Genomic DNA, 26,861 nt, shown 5'->3' on the forward strand with positions numbered 1-26,861 from the left:
TCAAAACGGCCCTTTAAGCCCCGGTTTCCGGGGCTTTTTTTGTTTTTTACGACAGTATATTTAAGACTTGATAAACCTTTCAATTTATGGTACCCAGAAAAACGTATATTTAGGGGGGCCTTTTGTGAAGATCACGCATATCATAATGGAAACCGGTGAACGCCTGCCGATGCTGCTCCTTGACGATGGGGTGCCTGACTTTTGGGCGACTTTATTCGTTGGCAAGCGGCTCAGGAACCAAGCGCAAAACTCAATTGAGCGTGGCCTTAATGCTGTGAGGCACCTTCGAGGATGGGAGGAGTACCACGAACGTGATTTGTCTCAAGAGTTCAGAGACGGAAATTTTCTGTCGGAAATTGACGTCCTGTCTATAACCGAACATTGCGCGTACGAGGCTGAGGACTTTCAAAAATGGGCAGCCAAAAAGAAACAAGAGAGTAATAGGCCGCGTACCGCGTCAGTGGCCGGCTTATTGGCACTGAAAATCGAAAAGCCACTCAAAACCGTCCAATTTGACACGCAGTACAATCGGATCTCGACCATTGCTAAGTACCTAAAGTTTTTGGCGGAAACCGCTTCTCGCGTTCGACCTGACAAACGCGAGTCGAAAAATGAGATCGAGCGTATGTACAAGGATCTCTTGAGCAAACGTCCCAAGCCTAACAGTAGTAGAAATAGCCGTGGGAGGTATGCCCACATCCCTGCTACCGCGTACCGCCGTTTCAAAGAATTAGCGAGCCCTGATCACGTAGACAATCCGTTTCGCAAAGGAAAATCCGCAGAAAGAGGAGAGGCCAGAACAGCAGGAGAAGTAAGGAAACGGAACCATTTGCTGGTCGAGATTGCCTACGAACTGGGCCTGCGTGGAGGTGAAATCTTGGGGCTATGGGTGGAAGATATCCAATTCGGCCCTAAGCCTACCCTCTCTGTCGTGCGTCGTCATAACCATCCCTTGGACCCGCGTAAGAAACAGGCTGTGGCCAAGACTCAGGAGCGGACCTTACGCCTATCGCGGGAATTAGCATCAGCGCTTAATCACTACATCCTTAACGAGCGTGCCAAGCATCCTTTTGCCAATCGACATCCAATTTTGTTTGTGGTGGCACAGGCGCCGTGGAACGGGCGCCCCTTATCCGTTAAGAGCTTCGGTGAAGTTTTCGAATCGATAGCTCAGGTTGACCCCGATAACCTTGGAGATATTTCCCCTCATGGCCTTCGTCATGACCGTGCTTGCCGATTTGTGGATGACCTGCGTCTATTCAACCAAACTGCTAAGAAAAAGGATCGGATACCCGAAGAGGAGTTTGGGCAACTTCTTAAGGATTACTTCGGTTGGAAAGACCTGAAGTCTGCGGCTGTTTATCTTAAACGGCGAACCAAGGAGCGGCTCGATGAAGGGTTCAGGCAGTTTCAACGTGGCGCATTTGATCAGGGCGATCAAGGGGATGAGGAATGATTCAAACAGGTGAAATTCTGAATAATTTGAAGGGTAAAGCAAGTCCCAAACGCGAGATCCGTACTTCTAAATTAGGTTATCAGTTCCTGTTAGAAGATCCTAAATGGCAGTTGAACAACGGGACTGTAATCACTTGGTCGAACGTCCCTCAGATCCCAGGAAGCGAGAAACTCATTGCCGGTTATAGGAATACCCTCGCAAACTACGGTGAGCAGGTTTCCCCCAATCACACAAAAAATATGTTCGAAATGATGAACCGATTGATGCCTTTCTGCAACGCGGGAGCAGTTACGGTAAAAGCACTCAACGAGTGGCGCGATTCATTAGGGCATGAACGGTTATGGTACCTTGGGAACCTTCGCGGTTTTTTACTCCAATGGGCGGACTGGGGCTTTATCGGCATTGACCCCAAGGTTCCTGATTTTTTGGACTCACTGACTCTTCCCGGCAACGAAAAAGGGCGTGCCGTCAGAATCAGTTGCCCTCACACCGGCCCCTTTGTCCGGCAGGAATACCAGGCTCTCGGTCGGTGGCTTCAGTCTGCCTGGCGAAATGGAGAAATCTCCCTTCAGGACTGCTCACTTCTCCGCCTATTTATGGAAACCGGCCGTCGTCCAGCTGAGGTGGCGGCATTGCGAATTGGAGACTTGAGGGTAAAGAGCTTGGCATCTGGTGAATACGTCCCCTCAAAAGATAGTCATAGACTGGTTGTTACTCGTGCTAAAAGACGCGGCTATCACGCCTGGCGTGACTTGAGTACCGCGGATGAACTCCCCATTTCTGATGACCTCTTTGACCTCCTGCATAATTTAGGACAGGAGGTCATCCGAGCTGTTGAAGCCTGGTGGGGAGTGACGCTCCCGCCCGCCACGGCAAAAGAATTGCCGTTGTTTTGCGTAACAGTGAATCGGCTCAAAGAAATCGGCGGTCCAGAGGAGTTCCATGCTCTGGAGGCTCGAACACCCGATTGGTTCCACGAGCCAACCGGGAACCTGTATAGCCGAGTACACGCGATTGGCAAAGCCTGTAAAGCGGTCTCGGAGCGTACAAACGATTACATGCTCTTGTCCGCTTATCGCTTCCGTCGAACCCTTGGAACGGTCTTGGCCAAGCATGGTTATAACGCCTACGAGATCGCAGCCGCTCTGGGGCATGATGACACTCAGAACGTGCAGGTCTATACCGAAAATTCAGCGGAGGCCTTTGATCGCTATGAAGAGATTATGGAACCCGCATTCGAGCCACTCCTGAAGGCCTTCACCGGTGAAATCATTAGACCGAACCAGCCGGGTTCCGAACGCCAGCCGTTTGTGCATGTTTTGCCTGGTTACGATGCGAGGATCGAGTCAGGCAAGTGCGGGTCTCTCGCTCACTGCCATCGCAATTGGTACACCTGTTATACCTGCGTCAAGTTCAGGGCCTTCGTTGATGCTGACCATGGGCGTGCCTTGAAAGAGGTTGAGGCGGAGTATGAGCGTACAAAGGTTCAAGGATACGAGGACAGCATGCTTACGGGCCTGGAAGCCACTATGGAGGCAATCAAAGAAGTGATCAGGCTGTGCAAGAAGATGCGTCAGGAAGGTGCCCATGCCTAACGTAATCAACTTCACTGCCAAGGGGCACGAAAACCCGGACAAGAACCTTGCAGACTTTATCCACCACGCGATAACGGAACTCACCCTTTACGACTGGCACAAGGATAAGTGGACTACAACGAAAGGTGCGAAAGATGGCACTTTGGTCTTCGCAAAACTTGGTGCCACGGCCTACAAATGGGAACGATTCGACCAGCCGTTCATGGACTTCGCAAAGGCTTATATTCGTGAAGTTGAGACCTTAAACCAGGTTACGTCACGCGCACTTGACGTGATGGCTCTTCGGTATCTCTTTTACTCTCTTGAACAGGTAACTGGGACCTGCGATGTCACTCGTGTATCCGGTGAGGTGATCATCGAAGCGGCAAACCATATCGACATCCGCGAAGACAATAAAACCCGGCAATACCAAATCGGCGGTAAACTCGAAAAGATCTTTGACTTCCTGCGATCCACGGCCTTTATTTGTCCTGATCTCCCAGGCTTCGTCGCGAAGGAGCGCTGGAAAAAACAGGCTGACAAGGCCCAACGCACCGATGAAGAGGGCAAAAAGCACCGTGAGGAACGCCTGCCTTCTGATCACGTAATGAAGCAGTTCATCTATGCCTTCCGCCTTGCTGAAACTCCCATGGACCGGTACTGGGCAAGTGTCGGCATGCTACTCCTGTTCGCACCTAACCGCGGAGGGGAGTTCCATTTCCTCTCAATTAACTCCCTTGGCTGGGAGGAATATCAGGACGAAGACGGCGTAATAAAGAAGAAAATGTATCTTCGTTGGTTCAGCGAAAAGGGAGCTGACCACAACAAGAAATGGGTGTTCAGTTGGTTTGAAGAAGCTGTTCAACAGGCATTTGACATTTTGGTAGAGATCTCGGCACCAGCCCGTGACGCTGCCAGGTTTGCGTTCAACTACCCTGGCAAATACATGATCCACGAAGGTTGTGTCACCCCTGTTAATCACCCTCAGAATGTACCTCTTACAGATGTGGAATTAGCTAATGCAATCCACGCGACTTCACTCCTTAACCGTCGTGGATATACGATCAATGCGAGCGACCGAAAAACCTTCCCAGCCTATCTAAAGCCCTTTTTGGATTCAAACCCAAGCTACTCTCAATTGGCTGAGGCAACTCTTCCCCAGTACAAGTCTCGGGACTGGCCGAAGTTCCGCCATCAATGCAGTTTCCCGGTATGGGAAAATCTCCTACTTATGCGCGAAAATGAATTTCATGCTAATTTCCCGCCTAAACCGTTTAGTTGGAGGCTGCCTGATACTAACGAGATAAACCGACAGCTTGGCGGAAAGCAGTACGATACCAGAACCTACGCCCCAACTTTGTTTGAGCGCCTCAATCTCACTGACGAACACGGCGGGAAAATCGAGATTGAATCCCACGACCTGCGCCGTTGGCATAACACCCGGGCTATGCAAGAAGGAGCGACAGAACTACAGATCGCTTGGCACTCCGGGCGTAAAGATATGTCCCAAAACAGGGCATATGATTTGCGCACCCCAGAACAGATCGCGGAACGGTTATACGAAGTTACTGTCAGGCCCAAGCTCCAGATGGTAACCCGCGATGACATCCCGCTGCATGAACGGATCCAGATGAACCTCCCTGTTCACCGCAGTGACTTAATCAAAGAGGAGGTCGGGCACCAGACAGTCCACATCGGTGCGATGGGCGGGTGCGTTAAACACGTAACCGAACCGGATTGCCTAAAGGGTCGGCAGTGCCACGGTTGTAGTAAGCACATCATTGTCAAGGGAGTTCCTGGATGCCTCGACTACTTCATCGAGGAGGAGCGGCGTTTGCAGTTCCAGTGGGACGCGCTCCAGGACCACCGTGACGATCCGTACATGCAGCGTACAGTGATGAATGTCGGTATGGACCTTGGCTTTGTCCGCGGCAGACGTAGGATCCTCGAGAGCTCAAATGTGCCAGACGGAACTCCTATCCAAATTCCACGAGACTTTGATCCGAGTGAAATTCGCCTCGGACTCATGGAGCAGGGACTACAGCAGGCCTCCAAGCCTGAACCCGACGTAATGACCCTAGATATCGCTCTTTTGCTGCCAGGAGTGTTCAAAGATGCCTAAAAAAGTCATAACTACAGACACGCTGCCGGTGCTCCTGCATGCCCTCGATACCTGGATTGGCAAACTCACGTGGGAACTGTATACCAAGCGGATGATCACGCGGCTTGACGAGGAGTCTATTTCGGTTGTGACACTGAAAAGCCACCGACAGATAAGCGAAGCTTTTCGTCAGGCCAAAGAACGCCTGAAGGTTGAAAAGCACCAGGATATCAAACAGCACGGTGCCACCGCAGAAGTCCTCAAAAAGGAGAATGCAGCGCTCACGGCCAAGCTGGAACGCCTCGAAAAAATAAATGAACGGCTACAGCTTACCTTCAATAACCTGGTCAACAACCTCTACATGATCGGTAACCTGGATATGGAAGCGGTTGAGAAGGCTATGAGAACGCCTTTGGTTGACAGGTCAAACAAGGGGACGATCCATGGCAAAAAAAGGCAGTAATGGCATCCAAGAAGCTGAGGCTAATTATGAGTTAGTGAAAGGTTGGGTCAGCGAGCGCAATGCCCGCCGTGATTGGGACGAGTACGCTTACGCCGGCCGCATCAACAGAAGTGCTTTAGCTTCTGAGCTGGACATCGCAAAAAGCGTTATGACTCAGAATCCTAAGGTGAGAACACTCTTGGAAGGCCAGGACAAACTTTGGTTCGGATCAGATGCGTTGAGCCGTGACGCCGCTCAGGAGAGGGCCGAAAAGCGCTCTCAGGAGGTTTTTACCAATAACAACCAACTGATCAAGCGGATCGCCGAACTGGAGGTGGAGGTACGTGAGCTTCGCAAGGAAGTGGCGAAGCACCAGAGCCTTGAAGCTCTTGTCCTGGGTGGATTCCCGGGGCACCGTTTATGAACCAGGTCGCTCACCTCTTTACCATTGTCCAGATCGATTCCGTGAGGCGCTTTGGCTATGCCTTGGTCAGTGTCCTGAAACGAGACGGCAGCAGAGCCAAACGCGCAGCCCCCCTGGTCGTACGGTTCCCAGAAGAGGTGCGTGAACTGGCCGTGAAAGGATCTGTTTGGAGGGTGGCAGGTGATGAGCGCGTGGCCTCATTTACCATTGGAACCTACACCCGCTACGAAACTGTTATAGATGCGAAAGTGGCAGAGTTTGTGCGACCCTCAGGCCTTCTCTTGGCTCGATGGATCAATGCCAACGTACAGGGTATTGGCCCAGTTATCGCTAACCGCCTACTGCGCCAACGCAAGCTCGAAAAATGGGTTACTGAAGGAGACGTAAAATCTCTGTTGACGGTTGCCGGCATGACAGAGGAACGAGTTGATCGCCTCATCGAGTGTTGGCCGCAGCCCGGACTTTTTGAAACGATCGAATGGCTTCAAAAACTGAATCTTCCCGCGGGCCTAGCTGAGAAGTTAATCCGCATTTTCGGCGAGAAGACCATCCAGACCCTCGAAGATAACCCTTTTCTCCTCTTGTCTGTCGGAATTGGCTTCGAGCGAGTCATGAAACTGGCTGAACACCTTGGGATCCTTCGCAATGACGAGCGTGTACTCGGCGGGGCGGCAGTTCATGTCGGAGTGAGCTACTCGAATAGGACCGGTTCAACGGTGATCGAACCTGATCGCCTCAAAACCGAGGTGGAAAAGCTGGTTGGCTTTACCACCAAGATCCACCCTGGCGATCTGGCCATCCAGCAGGGATTTATGGCTAAGACACCAGATGGCTATCAGGTGTGGGGAACAGGCTTGATGGAAGCTTCAGTGGCTAAATTCATAGCAGATGCCCTCCATCGAGGGCCCGGGCAAGGTTCATTTCAGGCTGCCTGGGAGCGAACTGTCACACTTGAAGCCGCCTCGAAAGCCCTCTGTGAATATGAGGGCACGCTGCCATTCAAGCTGACGGAAGAGCAGAAACGGGCAGTTATCGGCGCTGTATGCGCCCCTGTTGCCGGCATATCTGGTGGGGCAGGTACTGGCAAGACCACCATCCTAAGGGCTATCATAGGGGTCTACAAGCGTCTTTCTTCCGGGTTGGCGTATTACCCCATCGCTCTCTCCGGCCGTGCAGCCCAGAGGATGACCAAAAGCATCAAGACGCCGGCCCAGACCATTGCGAAGCTGACTTATGACCATCTGGGCCCGGGGCGCCCTGATTTGCCCAACCATGTGCTCATCATCATAGACGAAGCCTCCATGGTGGACCTGCTCTCGTTCTATCGTTTGATTGGGCTACTGCCTGTAGCGACTCGAATTCTTTTCGTGGGCGATACCGGGCAATTGCCACCTGTCGGCCCGGGGTTGATCTTCCATTCTCTCGTTTCCTCAGGTGTCCCGTTCTTCGAATTGTCGCAGGTGAAGCGTCAATCGGAGGATAGCGGAATACACGCGTTTGCCTCGGCGGCAAGGGAATTTCGATGTAAGATGCCTGCCACCGCTAAACCAACGCTGGCTGCCTCGGCGGATTGCTGTTTCATGAATACCCCTCCGCTTGCCCAGCTTACCGAGTTTTGGAAGCAGGCAGGAGGAATCAGTTCCAGCATTATCCTGACCCCGGTTCGAAAGGGTGCCTGGGGGGTGGACGTCCTCAACCAGCACTTCCAAACGGTGTCTGGCAACGGCCGACTGGCGGTTCACTATGCAGATGCTGAGCGTGGTTGGATACCTTGGATAACCGCGTCGCAAAACAAGCTTCGAGTCGGTGATCCAGTCCTTGTCACCCGGAATCTCTATGATGAGCGAACAGACGTTCGTAACGGGGATCTGGGTGTAATCACGAAAGTTTATGACGCGCTCGGCTCTGACGATTCATTGGGAGTGGTTTTAGTTAACGACGTAGAGCTACCCCTTACCTTTGAGTTACTGTGCTGCCTGGAACTTGGTTACGCCATCACCATTCACAAGGCCCAAGGGTCTCAATGGCCGACCGTGTTTGCGGTGGTGCCAGAATATGCCGATCAAATGCTGGATGCCACTCTCATTTACACTGCGGCCACCCGTCCTACTGAGCGTTTGATCCTTGTGGGTAACCCTGTCACCCTGGCTAAAGGCATAAGGCGTGGAAACTCAGCTACGAAACGACTGGTTGGCGTTGAGCATCGCATTAGGTATGCGACGCAACTTGCTCAAAGGTCAATCTAAGAAAATCCGGTGATTGGAAGAAAGCTGTTGGAGGCCGTAGGGTTTGCACAGGGCGCAAACCGAGCGCGCCAAACTGGAGCGCACGGCGAGGCGAACCGCCCTGTGTAAAGCCTGGTTCCGGGCCATTGTGGAAGCTATCTTGACCTGGTGGGCTATTAGCCGCCTCCACAATCTCAACGATAAGATCTCTGATCTGCAAAAAACCGCCTTCATTGTCTTCCCGAGGATTTTACCGTTGTCCGGCCCTCCACTTTTGTGATAAATTACGGTCTGCATTGTTTTTAATTAAAAAACAGACAAAGGAAATAAACTGTGGCCCGACGTAACTGTTGGAGGGAGCTTGTGAAGTCGAGCACAGCAATAACCTTTTTAATCGTGTGCAATGTCACGTTGGGTTGCGCTGGATTTCCTACTAAGCAATTTGTACCTATGCCGGATGCTGATAATGACCCAAACAAAGCAGTTATTATAATAAACAGACCATATGCCGTTATGGCCGCATGGAGCAATCCAACTGTATTTGACAACGACAAGCCTATCGGCGAAATTAGCAATGGCGGTATGTTGAAGTGGAGCAGGTCGGAAGGTACTGTTAAGTTAGATATATGGCACGAGACAAGAGGCTCACACACATTTCCTAACTCTGAAATTCATGCAAAATTTGATGTTAAAAATAATTCTGTTTACAAGTTTAGTTATGGGTTTGGTGGGATTTTACAGCCATCGTCGTTGAAGCTCGAAGGGGACCAATCGAGCAAGCTTTATCTCACGTCAGTCCCTCCCGGAGCGGCAGTGTATGCGGGAACTGATTTAAACAATTTGAAGCTTACGGAAATAATTACACCCCACACTATTGAGTTTCAAGACCGGGTCACTATGTGGGCTCCTGAATGCTATAAGATGACTCTTCAAGGTTATAACGATTCACCAGTTGTTTGTAAGAGCAACTCGTTTGGAAATAGAGTAGTTTATCATAATTTTACTTGCCCAACCTGCCCTGAACCTCCTTTGTCAGAGCTACCGATTAGACAAAAAAATTCACCCAACGTACTAATTCCTCCAGCAATTCCCGAATAAGTATTAGAGGAAAGCATGTACAGATTGGCCAAAATAAATCTTTTTATATTAAGCGCTCTAGTTTTATTCATTGGCGGTTGTACAAATTATAGCATAAAACAAGGTGCAGCAGCGTATGCCCGCGGCGACTACGATGAAGCACGAAGCCAATGGATACCTCATGCAAAAGCGGGAAATCCCTATGCCCAATTCAACATTGGGATCATGTGGGAACAAGGCTTGGGAACAACACCACTAAATACAGAGCAGGCCATGCAATGGTATTTGTTGTCAGCCCGCCAAGGATATGCACCCGCAATGGTACGACTTGCTAATCTTCAACATGCACGTGGATACAATGATGCTGCATTATCTTGGTATGCTCTGGCAGCAAGATGGGGTAACCCTGATGCCTCTGCCAGCCTTAAATCCCTAGGGAAAGAAGTCCCCCCAGCAGATCTACTAGCCCAAAAACAATACCAAAAGGCAATTTCCGATCAAAACATTATTGATGCTGTAATTTTATCACTTGCCTATATAGTTGATACTTCACTCTACTATCAATATGCTCACGACTATCACCAACCCATTGCTATAAGCTACAAACCTACTGCTAAGGTTGACATTGGGTGTTCGTCTGATTTTGCTTGTGGAACTGGATACTCTTGCGTTAAGGAACCATTTAAAAGTTCTGGTGTTTGTATGAAATCAGTTAGCCCCCAGGGCCTACCCGCCTATAACACCCCCAGACCAGAGAGTATTTTTATCCCAACTCAAGGTCAATGCCGCTTCAATACGGATTGTCCAATTGGCTTCAGGTGTGATGATAAATACAAAACCTGTGTTAAATAAATCAAAGCACACCTATAACAATCCACCTTGGAGTTAATGTGAGACCCAATAAAGATGAAGAAACCAAACTTTCAGAGCGTCTGGCTCGGGAACTGCCACATGGCGTTAAATTTTTATGGGATTCACACACAGGAAGTCTGACCTTCAAAACATTCTGTGATGACAAACTCATTTTAACCATAGGATATGGGTATCCGGCATATCCTTTGAGCGAAGACGCAGAATTCCTCGTAAGGCGAGTGAAAACAATTCTCAAGGTTTAGAGGGTTAGAATATCTTCCAGATCAGGAACTAAACAAGATGCTGAAGGACAGTCGGCGGCAAAGGAATGCGGAGGCACCCAAAACCGACAGACAGGTGCAAAACAGCATTTCCATTTAGCATCCTCTCCCTCCGAAATTGACTTAAGCTTCTTTACCTTATGCAAGGTATTCGCTAAAATGCCGATTCTGGTATAAATGTAATTAGCCTTCTGGGAGCTGTTCAATCTGGGGTGCTGAAGGGACTTCAGTAGGATGGTTTCAGGCTCAAAAGTATATTTAAAACGCCAATTATGGCCCTGATCAATGTCTTTCCATATCTTTTTATGGCAAACGAATATAAAAATAATCCAAATAGCTTTCAAACTGCTTATTTTACTGCCAATTTAATTCATTCATTCACCCACCTTGAGCGATACTGGATAACAACCCTTCTAGTCCCCCCCCCTTACACGACCACGAAAACGGCGCAAACCTTTTAACAGGTCTGCGCCGTTTTATTTTACGCTCCACGCTCTCGGACCGGCGCCTGCAGGCACCCCCCTCAGCTCTCCGCCTCCAGGGCCCTTTTGAGCGCCGCCCGCAGCTGGTCGGTGTTGTAGGGCTTGCTGATCATCCCGGCGATATCCCCCGGGCCGAGGCGGGTTGCCACCTCGGCGTCCCCGAAGCCGCTGGCTATCAATACCGGCACCCTCGACCCGGCCCGCTTGAGCTCGAAGACCAGGTCCTCGCCGTCCATCTCGGGCATCCCCAGGTCGGAGAGCACCAGCCGGACCTCCCCGGCATGCTCCTGGTACAGCTCGAGCGCCGCCTTGCCGTGTTCCGCCTCCAGCACCCTGAACCCGATCTTCTCCAGAAGCGCCCTGGCGACATGCCGCACCTGGGACTCGTCCTCCACGAGGAGCACGGTGCCGCTCCCCTGCCAGTGGGGTTCCAGGCCTCCCTGGGCCGCCGGCCGCCCGCAGGCCTCGTCCGCCACCGGCAAAAAGATCCGGAAACTGGTGCCCCCCCCCATGGCGCTCTCCAGCTGCAGGGCCCCCTGGTGCGAGGTGATGATCCCGAGAACCGCGGACATCCCCAGGCCGCGCCCGGTGAACTTGGTGGTGTAGAAGGGCTCGAAGAGGCGGATCATGGTTTCCTCGTCCATCCCGCAGCCGGTGTCGGCGACCTCCAGGCGCAGGTACGCGCCGGGTGGAATGGCGCGCCCCAGGTGATCCTGCTCGCTCAGTCCCTCCCCGAATGCCACCCGGTCCAGCCGCACCCTGATCTCCCCCTGCTCGCCGCCGATCGCCTCGGAGGCGTTGATCAAGAGGTTCATGGCGATCTGGCGCAACTGGCTCGGGTCCCCCTGCACGATGGGGAGCTCGGGCGCCAGCTCCTGGCGGATCAGGATCTTGCGGCTGATGGTCTGGGTCAGCATCTGCACCATGTCGCGAACGAGCGCCGCGAAGTCGACCTCCTCGCAGACGAACTGGGACTTCCCGGCGTAGGCCAGCATCTGGCGGCAGAGCTCCGCCGCTCGCTCCGCGGCCCGCTCGATCTCGGCGATGCTCCGCTCGGTGCTGTGCGAACCAAGCCTGGCCAAGGAACAGTGCCCGATGATGATGGCGAGGATGTTGTTGAAGTCGTGGGCGATGCCGCCGGTCAGGACCCCCAGGCTCTCAAGGCGCTGCACGTGCTGCATCTGCTGCTCCCGGGTGCGCGTCTCCTCCTCGGCCCTCTTGCGCTCGGTGATGTCGGTGTGGGTGCCGCTCATGCGCAGCGGGGCGCCGTCTGCAGCGCGCTTCACGATGCGCGCCCGGTCCAGGATCCACTTGTAGCTGCCGTCCTTGGCAAGCATCCGGTACTCCACCTCGTAGCGCGGGATCCTGCCGGTCAGATGCGCGTCGATGGTGGTCCAGGCGCGCCCCTCGTCATCGGGGTGGATCAGGGTGGTCCACTGGTCCACGGTGAACTGAACCTCCTCGAGCGTGTAGCCGAGCATCTCGGCCCAGCGCTCGTTGCGCGCCACCTCCCCGGTCTCCATGTTCCAGTCCCAGAATCCCAGCTGGCTGCCGTCCAGGACGAAGCGCAGCTGCTCGTTGCTCTGGCGCAGCTGTTCCTCCATCTGCTTGCGCTCGGTGATGTCCTGGGTCGACCCGAAGAGCTTGACGACCCTGCCGTCGGCCCACTCGGCCTCCCCCTGCACCCGACCCCAGATACGCCTCCCCCTTGCCGTGACGATGGGGATCTCCAGGTCGAAGGGGGTTCCGCTGCCTATCAGTTCGAACGCCGCCGCTTCCACGACAGGCCGTGCTTCCGGGGCACAGAAGTTGAGGGAACTTTCCGGAGTCACCGGGGCGTCGGGAGCCAGGTCGTGGATCTGGCGCAGCATCTCGGACCAGTACAGGGCCCCCGTTGTCAGGTCCAGCTCCCAGCCGCCTACCAGGGCCATTTCCCCGGTGCGCTTCAAGAGCTGGCTGTAGCGGTGCACCTCCAGCTCCGCCTGTTTCAGATCGGTGATGTCGCGGGAGATCCCGAAGATGCCGGAAACCTTACCGTCCTTGTCGTAGATCGGCCCCTTGGTCGCCAGGTAGACCCGAGAGCGCCCCAGGGTGGTGATCTGCTCCACGGTGGTGGCCACCCGGTGCCCCTGCATGAACTCGATGTCGTTGGCCCGTAAGAGCTGCGCCTCCTCGGGGGGGAAGAAGCTGGCGTCGTCGTGCCCCAGTATCTCTCCGCGCTGCAGGTTGAAAAGCCGCACCACCTCGTCGTTGACCACGATGTAGCGTCCCTCGACGTCCTTGATGAACACCGCATCGGTCGTCCCGTTGATGATGGAGCGCATCAGGCTCCCCTGCTCGTCCAGTTCCCGGGTCTTGGCCCGGACCTGCCTGCGAAGCACGACGATGAAGACGATGCAGACCACCAGGCCGCCCGAGATACCGGAAAGGATCCAGATCGCCTCCCGGGAGAGCCCCCCCTCGGGCTTTCCGAACAGGTGCCCCAGTTCGTGGTTGTAGAGCGAGCCGGGATCGTTTTTCATGAGCTCGATGTCCCGGTTCAGGGCCTCGATGAGATCCGCGTTCTCCCCTTTGCCGACTGCAAATCCCAGCTTCACCGGGGAGAAGATGATCGGCGTCCGCTCCACCAGGTGGGCGTCCTCGTTGAGGATACCGGGGATGTTTGAGGTGACTCCGGCGTCGGCCCGTCCCGACTCCACCGCCTTGAACACCTCGCTCACCTGGTTCACTTCCAAAAGCTTCACCTTCAGCTGGAACTGGCGTGCCAGGTCGAGGAACCCTGCGGTATAGACGCTCCCCTTCAGGCCGCACACCGTCTTGCCTTCCAGATCCATGATGGTGTTGATGCGCGAGGCCTTGGACCGGTAGACGGCACCCCAGTCCAGGATCAGGAACTCCTTCGGGAAGTCGAGGAAGGAGGCGCGCTCCGGGGTGTAGCCGACGCAGATCAAGAGGTCGATCTCCTGGTGCCGCAGGCGGTCCAGCCCCTCCTGCCAGGTCCCCGGCAGGTACTGCATCTGCCACCCCTCCTGCTCGGCGATGCGGTCGAGCATCTTGACGAAGAAGCCCTGCGCTGAGCCGTCGGGCGCCGAGTAGATGAGCGGTTTGTAGTTGTAGACTGCAGCACGCACCAGCCGTTTGGCCTCGGCGTGCTGCGGGACGAACAGGGCCAGGCTCAGGACCAGCAGCACCAGGTAGCGCACGATTCGTTGTGAGATCAAAGCGATTCTCCTTACATCTTCTTGCAACAGCACACTGTACGGTAACACCACCCCGTTGCACAGCAAAATCTGCACAACATCGGCACCTTGTCTACTTTCCTGAGGGATCTGCCAGCCTGAGGTTATTAAGATTCGGCAACACCCCTTCCGCCTGAGGGCTTCCGGGGGAGCTCTCCCTTCCGGGGTTATCGGCAAAACCATCCGATTTCTGTAGCTTTTCCTGCTCGCCGAAGGCTGTTCCGGTGATAGAACGCCACTATCGGTTTGGCGATTTACAATCCCGGGGGAAATCTCCTAAGATAATAATGAATTACCGTGTTTCTGGCGCCCGGCAGGTGCGTCCTGCGGGGACGCGCAGCGGTGGCGCAAACGAGGATCAGCAGATGGCAAAAATACTCGAGTTCAAGAAGATAACCGCTCACCTGAAGGCCGAACTCCAGCATTTCCGGGAGAGCCGCCCGGAAACCGACGACGAGATCAGCCGCATCGTCAACGACCCCTCCTTGACTCCGGCACAGCGCCGCTGGTTGCTGGAAAACCTCCTGATGGACCTCGACGAAAAGCTCGAGGCGTACAAGCACGAGCTGGAACTTGCGGAAAAGCGGCTGGAGCGTGTCGTGAAGGCTTCAGAACGGCAGATCGAGGCGGCCTACGCCGAATACCTGGGCCGGATCGCCCGGCTTACCGAACAGGTGCACGACCTCACCAGGGAAAAGGGGCACAAGCGCGGGCGCTGAGGCGGGAGAGTGGGGGCGGCGTCCTCTCCATTTCCCGCGTGACCGAACCTGCCCCGCTGTGCTTTTTTTAAGTTTCACGCGCACTTCCTGTTTGCAGCACCGGACAATTGTGCTAGTAAAAGCCTGGGACTCTTCCCTTTGTGCCTGTCATGCTGTACCTAGGAGGCAGAGATGAAGACGCGCAAGAAGATCCTCGACTACGAGTACGAGGAAGTACTGGAGACCAAGTACCGCGAGCTGATCCGCGTCGGGTGTGCCGTGGCGGTCGGGTGCCCCACCTGACTCAAGAAGCACTTCGCGGTCGCGAAGGAAGCTGGAGCCAGCGAGGCGGAACTCAGGGAGGCGATCGCCTACGGCATCATCGCCCCCTCCGGCAGGGCCAAGAACTTCGCCCTGGGGATGCAGGAAGAGCTGGGTTGGTAAGGCAGGATTATCATACTTAGAGGATCTCGGGCTGCGCGGCGGGGTGAAGCTCGTCGGGACGCACCTCGTTTTTGAGAAAGGTTCTGTCACGTGAGAATGGGAATTCGGCCTGCGCGGATCAAGCGGGTCTCGATCCGGCGCAACGTCGCCGCCTTGTCGCTCCCCGTCCTGCTCTCCTCGCTGTTTCAGCGGCTGGTCTCCATTGTGGACATCTTCATGGTGGGGGGGCTCGGAGCCGCGGCGATCGCCGCTACCGGGCTGGGACAACTTCTCATCTTCGTGGTGATGACGGTGTTCTGGGGGCTCGCCACCGGAGCCACGGTGGTCATCGCCCACCTCTGGGGTGCCGGCCGGCGCAGCGAGGCGCGCCGCGCCGCCTTCGCATCGTGTCTTTTATGCGCCCTCCTCGCGGTGGCGGCGAGCCTCGCCGGGTACCACTACGGTGCCGACCTCGCGCGCTTTCTCGGGGCAAGTGACGAGGTGCGCGCCCACGCCAGCCGCTACATCGAGCTGGTCTTTCTCTACTTCGGCTGCACCGCAGGCCTCAACATCCTCTCGGCGATCATGCAGGGTACCGGCAACACCAGGACACCGATGCAGGGTGTCATCCTGGTCAACGTGCTGCACGTGGTGATCGCCTGGCCGCTCATCTACGGCCACCTGGGGCTCCCCAGGCTCGGCGTGGTGGGTGCCGCCTACGCCATCAACCTCTCCGAGGCCGCCGGCTTTCTCTACCTGCTCTTCGAGGCACTGCGCCGCAACTACCTGAGAATCGGCCCTCCCGACCTCGCCTTGTTGCGCAAGGTCTGGGACATCGGCTACCCGGTGGCGCTGGAGCGCATCGCCCAGCAGTCCGGCCAGCTCTTCTACTCCAAGTTCATCATCGGCTTCGGCACTACCGCCTACGCCGCGCACCAGATCGGACTCTCCATCGAGTCGCTCTCCTTCATGCCGGGGGCGGGGATGGGGATCGCCGCGGCTACCCTCATGGGGCAGGCCTTAGGGGCCCGCAAGATCCGGCGCGCCCGGATCAGCCACGTCGAGGCGCTGCGCCTGGCCCTCATGGTCATGGCCAGCATGGCGCTCGTCTTTCTCTTTTTCCCCCACCAGTTGATCGCACTCTTCACCAGCGACCCCGAGGTAATCGAGAAGGGGAGCGTGTTTCTGCGCCTGGTTGCCTTCGCCCAGGTGCCGCTCGCACTCTCCTTCGTCTACGCCGGCAGCCTGCGCGGCACCGGGGATACCCACTTCGTCTTCCTGGTGACCCTCTGTTCCATGTGGGGGATCCGGGTGCTCTTCTCCTGGATCGCCGCCTACCCCCTGAAACTCTCCCTCTACCTGGTCTGGAGCGTCTTCGTCCTGGACTGGTTCGTGCGGGCCGCCGCCTTCGCCTGGCGCTACCACCGGCGCGACCTGCACGGCGTGGTGCTCTGAAACATGGACCTGGTCTTTACCCCCAGCCTCGATTGCCGCGAGACCCGGCGCCGCCTGGAGCGTCTCCTGGTGCCGGGGCCACTCACCGACCCCGCGCTCCTGCGGCGCGTCGAGCGGTTGGCGGAACGCTTCGCGAGCTTTGCCGCCAGCTATCCGCTCCCCCTGTGGGCCCCCGGCCTGCAGATTACCGAGGAGATGCGCAGCTTGAGCGAGGCGCTCTTCCCGCTGGGCGAGGTGCGCCCGGTCACAGCCGCACTCTGCCGGGCCGGCTGCCGGTTCCCCCCGCTGTTCGAGGCAAGCTACCTGTACAGCTCGGCGAGCTGGTGCGATTTCCTGCACCGGTTCCAGCCCGGATGTACCTGCGCCGATCCCTCGCTCCTCCTGAGCCGGCTGGCCCGCGACGACCAGGCGAGGCTCGAGTTTCTCTTCGCCCTGTTCCTGCCGCGGCACTTCGGCGCGACCTTCGACCGCTATCCCGGCCAGGCCCGCTTCCTGACGCGCTGGCTTCGTGCCCAGCGTACCCGGCTTAGCGGACGCATCAGGGCCCTGGACAGCGCCTGCGGCAGCGGCGAGGGGACCTACGACCTGGCGCACTGCATCGTGGAGGCGGGCTACCCGAAGGCCCTCGTGCACGGCTCGACCCTCGAGCACCTGGAGCTCTTCGCCGCGGCACACGCCTGGTTCCCGCACGACGCCGAGCGCGGCGCCGCCTACCGGGAGCGGATCGCCCCCCTGGTCGCACCGACCAGTCCGGTTCGTTTCAGCTTTTACCGGGAGGAGGTGGGCTCTGCGGGGCGCGAGCGTTTCGATGTCGTCCTGTGCAACGGTCTTCTGGGGGGACCGCTCCTGCACGACGCCGGCGGGCTCGCCGCGGCCGTGGCCGCGCTTGCCGCACGCCTTACCCCGGGAGGGATCCTGCTGGCGGCGGACCGCTTCCATGCCGGCTGGCGGCTTCGGGTGCCGCCGGCAAGGCTTGAGGACCTTCTACGGGATCAGGGTCTTAAGGTACGGGAGATCGAGGAGGGGGTGGCGGGGGAGAAACCGCTTTGATGGGTCAGGGCTCTTTGTCCAGCACCGCGTCGACGACGGCATAACACCAGAGCACCATGAACCCCATGAGGACCCAGCGGGCGTAGGGGGCATCGACCTGGATCGCCGCGATCACCTTCTCCGCGTCGAGGCCGGTCCTCCCTGCCAGGAGGAATTTTCCGGCACTGCGCAGGGCGATGAAGAGCCCAGCCAGGATGAAGAGGTTGTCCAGCAACAGGAGCACCCCTCCCTTGACGCGGCGCCCGCGGTAGAGCTGTCCCAACCCGGGAAGTACCAGGGCCGACAGCGCGATACTCTTGATTCTCTGGTTCATCTGATACGCTCCTTCGGGCGGGAGAGGGAAATCTTGCCGTTTTGCTTGCCCAAGCCCCCGATTTTTGTTAGGTTATCACTCCATGGAACCGACATCTCGCATCAAGCGCCGCGAGGCGATCATCCCGCTGTTGAAGGACGCCAGCGTCGAGGTGCGCCAGACGGCCGCGCAGGCGCTGGAAACCCTGGAAGCGGCCCAGAGCCTCGACGAGCTCTTGACCCGCCTGAAGCAGGGGGACCGCGGCACCAAGATCGGCGCGATTTACGCCCTGGGACGCCTCGGGGGAGAGAAGGTGCTCCCCATCCTGCTCTACTGCGCCGCGCGCCCCGAGCAGGACATCACCTGTGCCGCCGTCAAGGTGCTCGGCGAGCTCGCCTACCCGCAGGCCCTGCCCCAGCTCGTGGAAAAGCTCCAGGACCCGGTGGTTGCGGTACGCGCGGCGGCCATCGAGGCGCTTTCGCACTACCGCGAGCCTGCGCTGGTCCCCAAGCTGCTCCCCTTCCTGGAGGAGCGCGACGGCCTTTTGGACGCCGAGGCGGCCCTCGCCCTCGGGCGCCTGGGTGACGCGCGCCTCGAGGAGCCGCTCTTGAAACTCCTCGCCTCCCCGCACGAGCGGACCCGCTGTGCCGCGGCCACCGCCCTCTCCCTGCTCCCCTGACCTAGAAACAGTCCGAGACGTCGATACCCTGCTGCAGGGGGTCGACCAGGTCCACGATCCGCGTGCCGCTATCCACGAGGCTCACCAGCTGCGGCTCGGCAAGCGGAGTCCCCGCACCGTCCCTGACCACCTTCACCACGGCCGCGCCCGCTGGATGGCTGCTCGGCGTGAAAACCACCGCGATCTCGTTTCCCTCCAGGCGTACCAGGCTCCCGACCGGGTAGCGGCCGACCAGGGCCAGGAAACGCTCCACGATCTCCCGGTCCAGGGCGCTCCCCGCCTGGCGCCGGATCTCCTGGACCGCCTGCATCGGCTGCAGCTGTTCCTGGTAGAGCCGCATGGTCGTGGCGGCATCGTAGCAGTCGGCGACCGCGACGATGCTGCTGATGAGACCGTACTCGCGCCCGCGCACCCAGTCGGGGTAGCCCGTGCGGTCGAACCGGACGTGGTGCGCGAGGACCGCCTCGGCTACCCGTTCAGGCACCCCCGGAAGCTCGGCGCTGATCATCGCGCCGTACTCCGGGTGACGCTGCATCTCCCGGTACTCCTCCCGGGTCAGCTTCCCCGGTTTCACCACGATATTGCGGTCGATGCGGGTTTTACCGATGTCGTGCAGGAAACCCGCGAGACCGATCTCCTCCACCTCGTCCTGGGGGAGCCCCATGCTCGCGGCGAGCGCCATGGCGAGCACGGCGACGTTCACGCTGTGGTGAAAGCTGTAGCTGTCGTAATCCTTGCTGAGCGAAAGCCCCAAGAGGGCGACCGGGTCGCGCCGGGCCGCAGCCGCCAGGTCGCGCGCGGACTCGAGCATCGCCCCGGTCTCCGGGATGCGCCCCGCCTCGGTCTCCAGGAAGATGACGCGGATTGCCGCGATCGCCTGGCTGTAGCGCTGGGCGAGACGATACCCCGTTGGCAATCCGATCTTATCCATCCCGATAGTCCCCCTCCGCAGCACAAAGCAGCGGCGCCCGCTCGCGCCGCACAGCCCCCGCGGCTAAGCCCACGTACCATGCAGAATTTTTCGCGCTGGCAAGTTTAGCGTAGGTCAGGAAAGCTTGTCAAACCCCAACTGCCGGGAGTTGACAGCACCTGGCAAAGAGCATACTATTCCGGTTTGCATAAACCGCTATTTGGCGGATCGGGGGCGCATGGCGAAGACAAAGGTGAAAACGGGCTACGTATGTGCCGACTGCGGCGCCAACTACCCGAAATGGCAGGGACACTGCACCGCCTGCGGCGCCTGGAACACGGTGAAGGAGGTCCGGCTGGGAGCCCCGACCCGGCGCGAGGGGTTTGCCGGCGCGAGCTCCACGGTGACGCTCCTGGCCGAGGTGGAACTCACCGAGCAGGCGCGTTTTACCAGCGGCTCTGAGGAGTTCGACCGCGTCCTTGGGGGCGGCTTCGTCCCGGGCTCGGTAATCCTGATCGGCGGCGACCCCGGTGCCGGCAAGAGCACCATCCTGCTGCAGACCATGTGTCACGCCGCCCGCTCCCGCGAGGTGCTCTACGTCTCGGGCGAGGAGTCGCTGCAGCAGATCGCGAGCCGCGCCCGGCGCCTCATGCTCCCCACCGACCGGGTGAAGATGCTCGCGGAAAGCTCGGTGGAGCGGGTGCTGGAGGCGGCCCAGGCCGAGCGCCCCGAGGTGGTGGTCATCGACTCGATCCAGGTGATGCAGTCGGCGGGGCTCGACGCCGCCCCGGGAGGGGTCTCCCAGGTGCGCGAGAGCGCAGCCACCCTCACCTGCTTTGCCAAGACCTCCGGGGTGGTGCTCATCATGGTGGGGCACGTCACCAAGGACCAGGCGCTTGCCGGCCCGATGACGCTGTCGCACATGGTGGACACCCAGATCATGCTCTCCTCCACCGAGGATGCCCGCTACCGGTTGATGCGCACCACCAAGAACCGCTTCGGCCCGGTGAACGAACTCGGGGTCTTCGCCATGACCGAGCGGGGACTCAAAGAGGTCAAGAACCCCTCGGCCATCTTCCTGTCGCGCACCGACACGGCCGCCCCGGGGAGCCTCATAAGCGTCCTGTGGGAAGGGACCCGGCCGCTGTTGGTGGAGATCCAGTCCCTGGTGGTCTCGGCGCAGTACGGCAGCCCGCGCCGTCTCGGGATCGGCCTTGACCAAAACCGCATCGCCATGATCCTCGCGGTCCTCACCAAGCACGGCGGGCTGGTGCTCGCCGACCAGGACGTCTTCGTGAACGTGGTGGGAGGGATTCGGGTGCTGGAGACCAGCGCCGACCTGGCAGTGGCGCTCGCGGTGGTCTCCAGCCTGCGCAACCAGGTGCTGCCGCAGGACCTCCTGGTCTTCGGCGAGATCGGGCTCTCCGGCGAGATCAGGCCGGTGTCCAACGGCGAGGCGCGGCTCAAGGAAGGGGTGAAGCACGGTTTCACCCGGGCCATCGTCCCCAAGGGTAACGCCCCCCGGCAGGGGGTGGCCGGGCTGGAGGTCGTCGGAGTCGCCGACCTCAACGAGGCCCTGGACGCCATCTAACGCAGGATACCTATCGACCGCCTTTTTGAGCAAACCGGGTCGACGTCAGACGATTTCCGTCAATCACCCTGAGGAAACCGCATATTTTACTTTACTAATGCGGAAAAATCCTCTTTAATAGCGAATTGATTCGAAAAAGGGACAGGTGTCATGACTCCGGAAAAACTCGAATATTTCAGAGGTATCCTGCAGGAAGAAAAACGGGCGCTTCTCGAAGAGGCCGGCAGAACCGTCTCCGAGATGACGTCCGACACCACCAACTTCCCCGATCCGACCGACCGGGCCACCCAGGAATCGGACCGCACCTTCGAACTGCGGATCCGGGATCGCGAGCGCAAGCTGATCAACAAGATCCAGGAGGCCCTGGGGCGCATCGAGTCCGGGACCTTCGGCGTCTGCGACGTATGCGAGGAAGACATAAGCGAGGCGCGCCTGAAGGCCCGCCCGGTCACCACCCTCTGCATCAACTGCAAGATGGAGCAGGAAAAAAGAGAGCGGATGCGTTAAGCACCCCCTCCCCTCGTTCCAACCATCTCCCCCTGGAGTAGGTATGGCCGTGCGACACGGACAAAACCTCCTGGAGGAAGCGTTGCGCGTTGCCCTGGCGACCAAGCGCTCCCATCCCGCACGGCTCACCTGCCTGCTCCGCCTGGTTGCCCAAACCTGCGGCCTCACCTCGGCCAGCCTTTTTCTCCCCGACTCCCAAAAAACTAACCTCACCCGGCGCTTTAGTTCCGACCTCGGACTCGACGGCACCTCGTGTCTGATCCCCTTTGGTTCCGGCCTGGCCGGTGCTGCCGCGCTCGGGCCCAGCCAGCAAAGCGCGTCGTACCAGGAGCTGCATCCCGAGGAGCGCGCCCTGGAGGGTGCCGAACTCCACCTGGCGCTTCCCGTAGTAAACGGCAGACAGCTGGCCGCGGTACTCACCCTCTCCGGTACGGCTCAGGCCCTCTCCCCCGAGCTTCCCGGCCGGCTGCGCCCCCTGTTGCCGCTTTTTTGCGGGGTGGTCGGCTCGCTCGAGGAGGCGGCGGCTGCCGAACGCGACCGGCGCAACCTGGCCCTGGTAAGCACGGTCGGCAAGTTGCACGGCTCTCCGCACTCCCCCGGCCAACTGCTCACCCGCTTCCTGCGACTGGTGACCGCGGCGGATCTCGCGGTCTGTGCGGTGGCCCGCCTGAACGCCGACGACCGGGGCAAGCCGCGCCTGTTCCGGGTCTGCCGCAGCGAGGCGCGCCTGTCGGTAGATGTGCTCCTGAACTGGGAACAGTCGCTCGCGCTACGGGTCCTCTCCAGCGAGGCCTCCTGCTCGGAAGAGCCCTCGCCGGGCGATGCGTTTGAACTCCACGCCTTCGCCACCCCGCTGGGCTCCAACGGCAAGACACTCGGGACCCTGTCCCTGTTCGGCCCGCGCGAGCTTTTGGCACCGGAGCAGACCGAGTTCCTGGAGACCCTGGCGCGCCTGGTGGCGAGCGCGCTGGCCGAGGCGGTCAGTTCCGAGCGGATCACGAGTTTCCTCAGGGAGAACGAGAAGAAGCTCAAGGAGCTCGCGCTGCTCTACCGGATGAGCAACACCATGCTCTCCACCATAAAGCTCAACAAGCTGATCCACCTGACCCTTACCGCGCTCACCGCCGCCCCCACCTCCCTTTTCGATCGGGCCATGCTCTTTTTGACCAACGAGCGCTCCGGGGTCCTGCAGGGGATGCTCGGGGTAACCAGCGAGTCCGCTCCGGCTCTCGCCTCGCCCCGCAACGGCGGCAACGACCTGATCTCCAGCCGTTGGGACATCTCCGAGGAAGCCATGGCCGCCCAGCGGGACTCGGAATTCAACCGCCAGGTCATGGGGAAGAGGCTCGAACTCGACGCCACCCGCAACATCGCCTCCCAGGCGGTGCTGGAGAGGCGTCTCATCTACGTACCCGGCGAGATCGACGGGGAGAACGACGAGCTGCACCCGGGCCACGGCACCGCCTACGCCGCCTCGCCGCTCATCGCCCACGGACAGGCCGTCGGTGCCGTCCTGGTGGACAACGCGCTGACCCGGGCCCCGATCACCCAGGAAGACCTCCGTTTTCTGCAGCTCTTCGCCAACCAGGCCGGCATGGCCATCGAGAATTCCATCCTCTACAACAAGGTCGAGGACGCCAACCGGCAGATCAGCGAGGCCCAGGAGAGCCTTCTGCAGAAGGAGCGCCTGGCTGCCATCGGCGAGATGGCCGCCGGCATCGCCCACGAACTCAAGGGGCCGCTGGTTTCCATCGGCGGGTTCGCCGCGCGCCTTACCCGCAAACTCGCACCCGAATCGAGCGAGTGGAGCTGCGCCGACCTCATCGTGCGCGAGGTGCTCCGGCTCGAGTCGGTGCTCTCCGAGATCCTGCACTACTCCAAGCGCCCCACCATCTGCTACACCTGCTGCAGCCTGGCCGATATCGTCAGGGAGTCCCTTGCCGTGGTGGCCCCCCAGATGGAGGAGAAGCAGATCGAGGTGACCACCCGTTTCTCGCGCAAAAAGCTCGCTTTGCAGGGGGACTGCCAGCAGCTGAAGCAGGTCTTCATAAACCTCTTGATCAACTCCCTCGACGCCATGGGGACCGGCGGCAAACTGGCCGTCGCGGTGGCCCCCGACCAGTTCGAGGGGAGAGAGGCCGTCGCGATACGCATCGCCGATACCGGCGGCGGCATCCCCGTCGAGGCCTTGGGAAACATCTTCACCCCCTTTTACACCACGAAGGAGAACGGGACCGGGTTGGGGCTTCCCATCGCGAACCGGATCATCACCAACCACGGCGGCAAGATCCAGCTCTTCAACAAGCCAGGTGTCGGCGCCGAGTTCAAGATCGTGATCCCGCTGGACGGGCATGCCTCGCCTTGAACCTCCCACAGCCTGCGGCAGGCACACTTCGGGTTGTGTCATTGCCGATGAGGTAGCTCCGTTACGAAGCGATCGCGACGTACCGGTCGACGGCTCGATCCTGATCTTCTCCACCCACACAAAAAGGGGTTAGCCTTTCGGGCTACCCCCTTTTCAAGTCCAGAATGAAACCTTACCGTTCAGGCTAGATGGCGATGACGAAGACGTAGGCGGACCAGGGGCCCGGGCCGTTGGGGCCGATGCAGCGGGCCCGCACCCCGTACCTGGTTCCCGGGGTTTTGCCGGTGAGCTCGAACTGGACACTGAGATGGATGCCGTCGCGCTGCCAGTTCTCCTCGACGCTGGGATCGCCGCTGGTGGTCTCCACCTCGGTCGCCCCGTTTCGGCACGGCTTGACCACCTTGCACACCAACCGCCCCCCGGTGAGTTGGGTAACGCTAAGGGCGGTCTCCCCGGTCGGGACACGTACTGCACTTTTCTTCTTGGGGACCCGAATCCGCAGACCCAGGCGCTGCAGGGCCTCCAGGTTACCCTTGGCAGCGAGCTCGCAGTGCCCGAGGACCGAGGCCAGGTCGTTTTTCACCACCCCGTGCAGCTGGTTTTTCTTCGCGATCATCAGGATGTCCCGATTCTGCGCCGCATGCGTGGTGGTCTCCAGCTCACTGGTGTTCTCCTCCAGTTGAGCCAGTGCTGTCACGTAGGACGGGAACGGCTCGGGGAAGTCCGGGTTTCCCTTCAATTTCGCGCATATCATCCGCGAGAGGTCAATGGTTTCAACTGCAGACAGGCGCCCCAGATTGATTTGAAGTTTCGATTGTACCATGCGCACCTCCTCGTAGTTGATTTCGGCTTACCAGCCTAGCATTCCCAACATGGCTGTCGAGGCGCCCAGATTGGTTTTTCTTTATCATTAAAGCTAATGGTCTCCAGATCCACCTCAGGCGGGAGCTTTGCTGACATTATTTTCCCTCTAGATCTTGTTTCATGTGCCCCAACATCTGCGAAAGCCACGCAGACCCCAGCAAGACGGCACCTGCTACCATGACCGCAAGAGCCTTGAAACGACGCACCTGGCTTGCGCCTCTTCGTGGTGTCTCTGCAGTGTTGCGAACGACCTCGCCGGGTTCTCCTCGTCGATTACCCGGCGTCCGGGGAGACCTGCTGCCGATCCGGCGGCGCCTGATTGCAGTCGCACGCCCGCATTGACGACGCTCCCCTGTTGCCAGGTCGCTGATTTCGTAGACATCCAGGCCGATACCCTTTTTGTTGCAGATCCTGCGGGCACTGCTTGCGATCAGAAGTGGTGCGATGCGCGAGCGGGGAGCCTTCTGCCGGAGAACCAGCAAAATTAGCATTTCGCCATCCCTTTGGTACGTGGTATACACGGGAAAACTCAAATCCGGGGTCCCCGGAAACTCGTCACGCCGTCTATAGCGGGTGATTTTGTACGCTCAACTGCACGACGACCAGGGATGAAGCGCACCACGGCCGGATCACTGCGGCACAAATTCAGGCATCGAGGTTTTATGACGCGAGATCAGGTTGCCACTCCCGCTACTGCGGAAACCCCGGCCCTGAGGGCCAGGAAGATAGCGCTGTCGGTTTTTGCCGCGACCTTCGTGGTGCAGAGCGTCAAGTTTCTCTTGTACCTAGCCGACGGTGAAATCTGGGGCCACCAGCTCCTTAACCTGCTGGGCTGGAAGCCCGGACTCCTCGACTTCGATGGCGCCTACGGACACCCCGGCACGACGCTGCTCGAGCTGGCCGCGCTGTTCCACTTTTTGGGTCTGCCCGACTACCCTTCCTTCGCCCTGGGCACCGCCCTCCTGGTCGCCGCTCTCACTGCAGCCTGTTCCGCCCTCTGTTTCCTGCTGCAGCCCAGGTCCTGGTGGTGGCTTGCCACCGCCTTCCTGCTCACCTTCAGCAGGTTCTACATCGATGCCACCCCGCCGGTAGCGGTTGTCATGCCCGGCGTAACACTCATGGCGCTGCTCTCCTGCTGGCTGTGGCTGCAGGAGAAAGCAGTTGCCCGATCGTTCGCGGCGCTACTCGGGACCCTGATCGGCATCCTTGCGGCAACCCGGCTCGATGTCTCGCTCTTCGTGGGAGGCCCGCTCTTCGTCCTCTTCTGCTACCGAGCCGGGAGAGGTGCCCTGCTTCCCGGACTGGCGGGGGGAGTGGCGGCCTTTTTTGCCGGCAACCCCTTCCTCTGGTTCATGCCGGTTCAACACCTCAAGGATCTCTACTGGAAATTCTCCTACCACTACGCCCACTACAAGGGAAGCGTCAGCCTGAGCGCCTTGGAGTGGAGCTTCGTCATGCCCCTTGCCGCCCTCGGGATGCTCTGGTTCCTCGTGCAGCTGCGCTCTCCCCGCAAGGAGGAGCCCCTGCCCCGCCCGGTCCTCCTCGGCTATCTCGCCCTGACGCTCCTCGCCGTAAGCCTCTTGGTCTCCTCCAAGTACCAGGCAGTGCGCTACCTCTACCCTTTCGTCACCTTTTGGGAGGTGCTGCTCGCCCGATTTGTCCTGGAGCTCACCCCCGATACCTGCACCTTCCCTCTTTCCGCAGCGCGCTTCGACAAGAAAACCGCATTGGCCCTGCTCGGCTTCATCATTCCCACCCAGGTGCTGGGCTATCTCTGGGTGTTCAAGTGGTTTGGCCCACGCCCCTGATACCCGCAGCATGACGATTACCACCCTACCGTAACGGTCCGCTTGACAATCCGGCGCGCCTCCCCA

General features: G+C 58.8%; 21 protein-coding genes. 17 read left to right on the forward strand and 4 right to left on the reverse strand.

What is annotated here, in order from left to right; all coding sequences use genetic code 11:
• Positions 1-124 precede the first annotated feature (124 nt).
• The 8 genes from H7688_RS05390 (at position 125) to H7688_RS05425 (ending at position 10,151) form a co-directional block, all read left to right on the forward strand.
• The gene (locus tag H7688_RS05390) at positions 125-1,456 is read left to right on the forward strand and encodes a site-specific integrase (RefSeq protein ID WP_183360037.1); all 1,332 of its coding nucleotides are present in this window, start codon (positions 125-127) and stop codon (positions 1,454-1,456) included.
• The gene (locus H7688_RS05395) at positions 1,453-3,051 is read left to right on the forward strand and encodes a site-specific integrase (RefSeq protein ID WP_183360038.1); all 1,599 of its coding nucleotides are present in this window, start codon (positions 1,453-1,455) and stop codon (positions 3,049-3,051) included. The genes H7688_RS05390 and H7688_RS05395 overlap by 4 nt, the downstream gene beginning before the upstream one ends.
• On the forward strand, positions 3,044-5,152 hold the full coding sequence (locus H7688_RS05400) for a hypothetical protein (RefSeq protein ID WP_183360039.1): 2,109 nt from the start codon (positions 3,044-3,046) through the stop codon (positions 5,150-5,152). Before H7688_RS05395 ends, H7688_RS05400 begins: the two co-directional genes overlap by 8 nt.
• Positions 5,145-5,594, forward strand: coding sequence for a hypothetical protein (locus tag H7688_RS05405; protein WP_183360040.1), 450 nt, complete (start codon positions 5,145-5,147; stop codon positions 5,592-5,594). The genes H7688_RS05400 and H7688_RS05405 overlap by 8 nt, the downstream gene beginning before the upstream one ends.
• Positions 5,575-5,997 (forward strand): VPA1267 family protein, encoded by a 423-nt coding sequence (locus H7688_RS05410; protein ID WP_183360041.1) that lies wholly within the window; start codon positions 5,575-5,577, stop codon positions 5,995-5,997. The genes H7688_RS05405 and H7688_RS05410 overlap by 20 nt, the downstream gene beginning before the upstream one ends.
• Entirely contained in the window at positions 5,994-8,243 is a 2,250-nt protein-coding gene (locus H7688_RS05415; RefSeq protein WP_183360042.1) for an AAA family ATPase, read from the forward strand. The genes H7688_RS05410 and H7688_RS05415 overlap by 4 nt, the downstream gene beginning before the upstream one ends.
• 429 nt (positions 8,244-8,672) lie before the next feature.
• Complete coding sequence (locus H7688_RS05420) at positions 8,673-9,320, forward strand: hypothetical protein (protein WP_183360043.1); 648 nt, start codon at positions 8,673-8,675, stop codon at positions 9,318-9,320.
• 15 nt (positions 9,321-9,335) lie between these two features.
• Complete coding sequence (locus H7688_RS05425) at positions 9,336-10,151, forward strand: tetratricopeptide repeat protein (RefSeq protein ID WP_183360044.1); 816 nt, start codon at positions 9,336-9,338, stop codon at positions 10,149-10,151.
• Between the two features lie 804 nt (positions 10,152-10,955).
• Here H7688_RS05425 and H7688_RS05430 read toward each other — a convergent pair.
• The gene (locus tag H7688_RS05430) at positions 10,956-14,135 is read right to left on the reverse strand and encodes a PAS domain S-box protein (protein ID WP_183360045.1); all 3,180 of its coding nucleotides are present in this window, start codon (positions 14,133-14,135) and stop codon (positions 10,956-10,958) included.
• A 383-nt stretch (positions 14,136-14,518) separates the two neighbouring features.
• Between H7688_RS05430 and H7688_RS05435 the strand changes: the two genes are divergently transcribed.
• From H7688_RS05435 to H7688_RS05445, 4 genes are all read left to right on the forward strand, one after another.
• Positions 14,519-14,872 carry a hypothetical protein gene (locus tag H7688_RS05435; protein WP_183360046.1) on the forward strand — a complete coding sequence of 118 codons (354 nt, stop codon included), beginning with the start codon at positions 14,519-14,521 and terminating at the stop codon, positions 14,870-14,872.
• 171 nt (positions 14,873-15,043) lie between these two features.
• Positions 15,044-15,295 carry a GSU3128 family (seleno)protein gene (locus H7688_RS22785; protein WP_281379401.1) on the forward strand — a complete coding sequence of 84 codons (252 nt, stop codon included), beginning with the start codon at positions 15,044-15,046 and terminating at the stop codon, positions 15,293-15,295.
• 96 nt (positions 15,296-15,391) lie between these two features.
• Positions 15,392-16,729 (forward strand): MATE family efflux transporter, encoded by a 1,338-nt coding sequence (locus H7688_RS05440; protein ID WP_183360047.1) that lies wholly within the window; start codon positions 15,392-15,394, stop codon positions 16,727-16,729.
• Positions 16,730-16,732: 3 nt separating this feature from the next.
• Positions 16,733-17,779 (forward strand): class I SAM-dependent methyltransferase, encoded by a 1,047-nt coding sequence (locus H7688_RS05445; protein WP_183360048.1) that lies wholly within the window; start codon positions 16,733-16,735, stop codon positions 17,777-17,779.
• 4 nt (positions 17,780-17,783) lie between these two features.
• Here the strand turns inward: H7688_RS05445 and H7688_RS05450 are convergent, their stop codons facing one another.
• Positions 17,784-18,092, reverse strand: a complete 309-nt coding sequence (locus tag H7688_RS05450) for a hypothetical protein (protein WP_183360049.1) — start codon at positions 18,090-18,092, stop codon at positions 17,784-17,786.
• 82 nt (positions 18,093-18,174) lie between these two features.
• On the opposite strand from H7688_RS05450, the gene H7688_RS05455 reads away from it, so the two are divergent.
• Positions 18,175-18,750 (forward strand): HEAT repeat domain-containing protein, encoded by a 576-nt coding sequence (locus tag H7688_RS05455; RefSeq protein ID WP_183360050.1) that lies wholly within the window; start codon positions 18,175-18,177, stop codon positions 18,748-18,750.
• Between the two features lies 1 nt (position 18,751).
• Here the strand turns inward: H7688_RS05455 and H7688_RS05460 are convergent, their stop codons facing one another.
• Positions 18,752-19,681 carry an HD-GYP domain-containing protein gene (locus H7688_RS05460; protein WP_183360051.1) on the reverse strand — a complete coding sequence of 310 codons (930 nt, stop codon included), beginning with the start codon at positions 19,679-19,681 and terminating at the stop codon, positions 18,752-18,754.
• 217 nt (positions 19,682-19,898) lie between these two features.
• Between H7688_RS05460 and radA the strand changes: the two genes are divergently transcribed.
• From radA to H7688_RS05475, 3 genes are all read left to right on the forward strand, one after another.
• Positions 19,899-21,251 carry a DNA repair protein RadA gene (gene radA / locus H7688_RS05465; RefSeq protein ID WP_183360052.1) on the forward strand — a complete coding sequence of 451 codons (1,353 nt, stop codon included), beginning with the start codon at positions 19,899-19,901 and terminating at the stop codon, positions 21,249-21,251.
• Between the two features lie 150 nt (positions 21,252-21,401).
• Positions 21,402-21,758: an RNA polymerase-binding protein DksA gene (dksA, locus tag H7688_RS05470; RefSeq protein ID WP_183360053.1), complete on the forward strand. Its 357-nt coding sequence runs from the start codon at positions 21,402-21,404 to the stop codon at positions 21,756-21,758.
• A 43-nt stretch (positions 21,759-21,801) separates the two neighbouring features.
• Positions 21,802-24,123, forward strand: coding sequence for an ATP-binding protein (locus H7688_RS05475; RefSeq protein WP_183360054.1), 2,322 nt, complete (start codon positions 21,802-21,804; stop codon positions 24,121-24,123).
• A 184-nt stretch (positions 24,124-24,307) separates the two neighbouring features.
• On the opposite strand, the gene H7688_RS05480 is transcribed toward H7688_RS05475, so the two are convergent.
• Positions 24,308-24,946 carry a hypothetical protein gene (locus H7688_RS05480; protein WP_183360055.1) on the reverse strand — a complete coding sequence of 213 codons (639 nt, stop codon included), beginning with the start codon at positions 24,944-24,946 and terminating at the stop codon, positions 24,308-24,310.
• A gap of 703 nt (positions 24,947-25,649) precedes the next feature.
• On the opposite strand from H7688_RS05480, the gene H7688_RS05485 reads away from it, so the two are divergent.
• A complete protein-coding gene (locus H7688_RS05485) occupies positions 25,650-26,795 on the forward strand; it encodes a hypothetical protein (protein ID WP_183360056.1) in 1,146 nt (381 codons plus the stop codon).
• Positions 26,796-26,861 lie beyond the last annotated feature (66 nt).

Source organism: Geomonas limicola, assembly GCF_014193675.1.
Lineage (GTDB): Bacteria > Desulfobacterota > Desulfuromonadia > Geobacterales > Geobacteraceae > Geomonas > Geomonas limicola.

Bases quoted from the DNA above. Each gene is read 5' to 3' on its own strand.
- H7688_RS05435 (WP_183360046.1), top strand. From the start codon at position 14,519: ATGGCAAAAATACTCGAGTTCAAGAAGATAACCGCTCACCTGAAGGCC.
- H7688_RS05445 (WP_183360048.1), top strand. From the start codon at position 16,733: ATGGACCTGGTCTTTACCCCCAGCCTCGATTGCCGCGAGACCCGGCGC.
- H7688_RS05455 (WP_183360050.1), top strand. From the start codon at position 18,175: ATGGAACCGACATCTCGCATCAAGCGCCGCGAGGCGATCATCCCGCTG.
- H7688_RS05450 (WP_183360049.1), bottom strand. From the start codon at position 18,092: ATGAACCAGAGAATCAAGAGTATCGCGCTGTCGGCCCTGGTACTTCCC.
- H7688_RS05425 (WP_183360044.1), top strand. From the start codon at position 9,336: ATGTACAGATTGGCCAAAATAAATCTTTTTATATTAAGCGCTCTAGTT.
- H7688_RS05400 (WP_183360039.1), top strand. From the start codon at position 3,044: ATGCCTAACGTAATCAACTTCACTGCCAAGGGGCACGAAAACCCGGAC.
- H7688_RS05415 (WP_183360042.1), top strand. From the start codon at position 5,994: ATGAACCAGGTCGCTCACCTCTTTACCATTGTCCAGATCGATTCCGTG.
- H7688_RS05405 (WP_183360040.1), top strand. From the start codon at position 5,145: ATGCCTAAAAAAGTCATAACTACAGACACGCTGCCGGTGCTCCTGCAT.
- H7688_RS05480 (WP_183360055.1), bottom strand. From the start codon at position 24,946: ATGGTACAATCGAAACTTCAAATCAATCTGGGGCGCCTGTCTGCAGTT.
- H7688_RS05395 (WP_183360038.1), top strand. From the start codon at position 1,453: ATGATTCAAACAGGTGAAATTCTGAATAATTTGAAGGGTAAAGCAAGT.
- H7688_RS05485 (WP_183360056.1), top strand. From the start codon at position 25,650: ATGACGCGAGATCAGGTTGCCACTCCCGCTACTGCGGAAACCCCGGCC.
- H7688_RS05460 (WP_183360051.1), bottom strand. From the start codon at position 19,681: ATGGATAAGATCGGATTGCCAACGGGGTATCGTCTCGCCCAGCGCTAC.
- H7688_RS05440 (WP_183360047.1), top strand. From the start codon at position 15,392: ATGGGAATTCGGCCTGCGCGGATCAAGCGGGTCTCGATCCGGCGCAAC.
- radA (WP_183360052.1), top strand. From the start codon at position 19,899: ATGGCGAAGACAAAGGTGAAAACGGGCTACGTATGTGCCGACTGCGGC.
- dksA (WP_183360053.1), top strand. From the start codon at position 21,402: ATGACTCCGGAAAAACTCGAATATTTCAGAGGTATCCTGCAGGAAGAA.
- H7688_RS05475 (WP_183360054.1), top strand. From the start codon at position 21,802: ATGGCCGTGCGACACGGACAAAACCTCCTGGAGGAAGCGTTGCGCGTT.
- H7688_RS05420 (WP_183360043.1), top strand. From the start codon at position 8,673: ATGCCGGATGCTGATAATGACCCAAACAAAGCAGTTATTATAATAAAC.
- H7688_RS05410 (WP_183360041.1), top strand. From the start codon at position 5,575: ATGGCAAAAAAAGGCAGTAATGGCATCCAAGAAGCTGAGGCTAATTAT.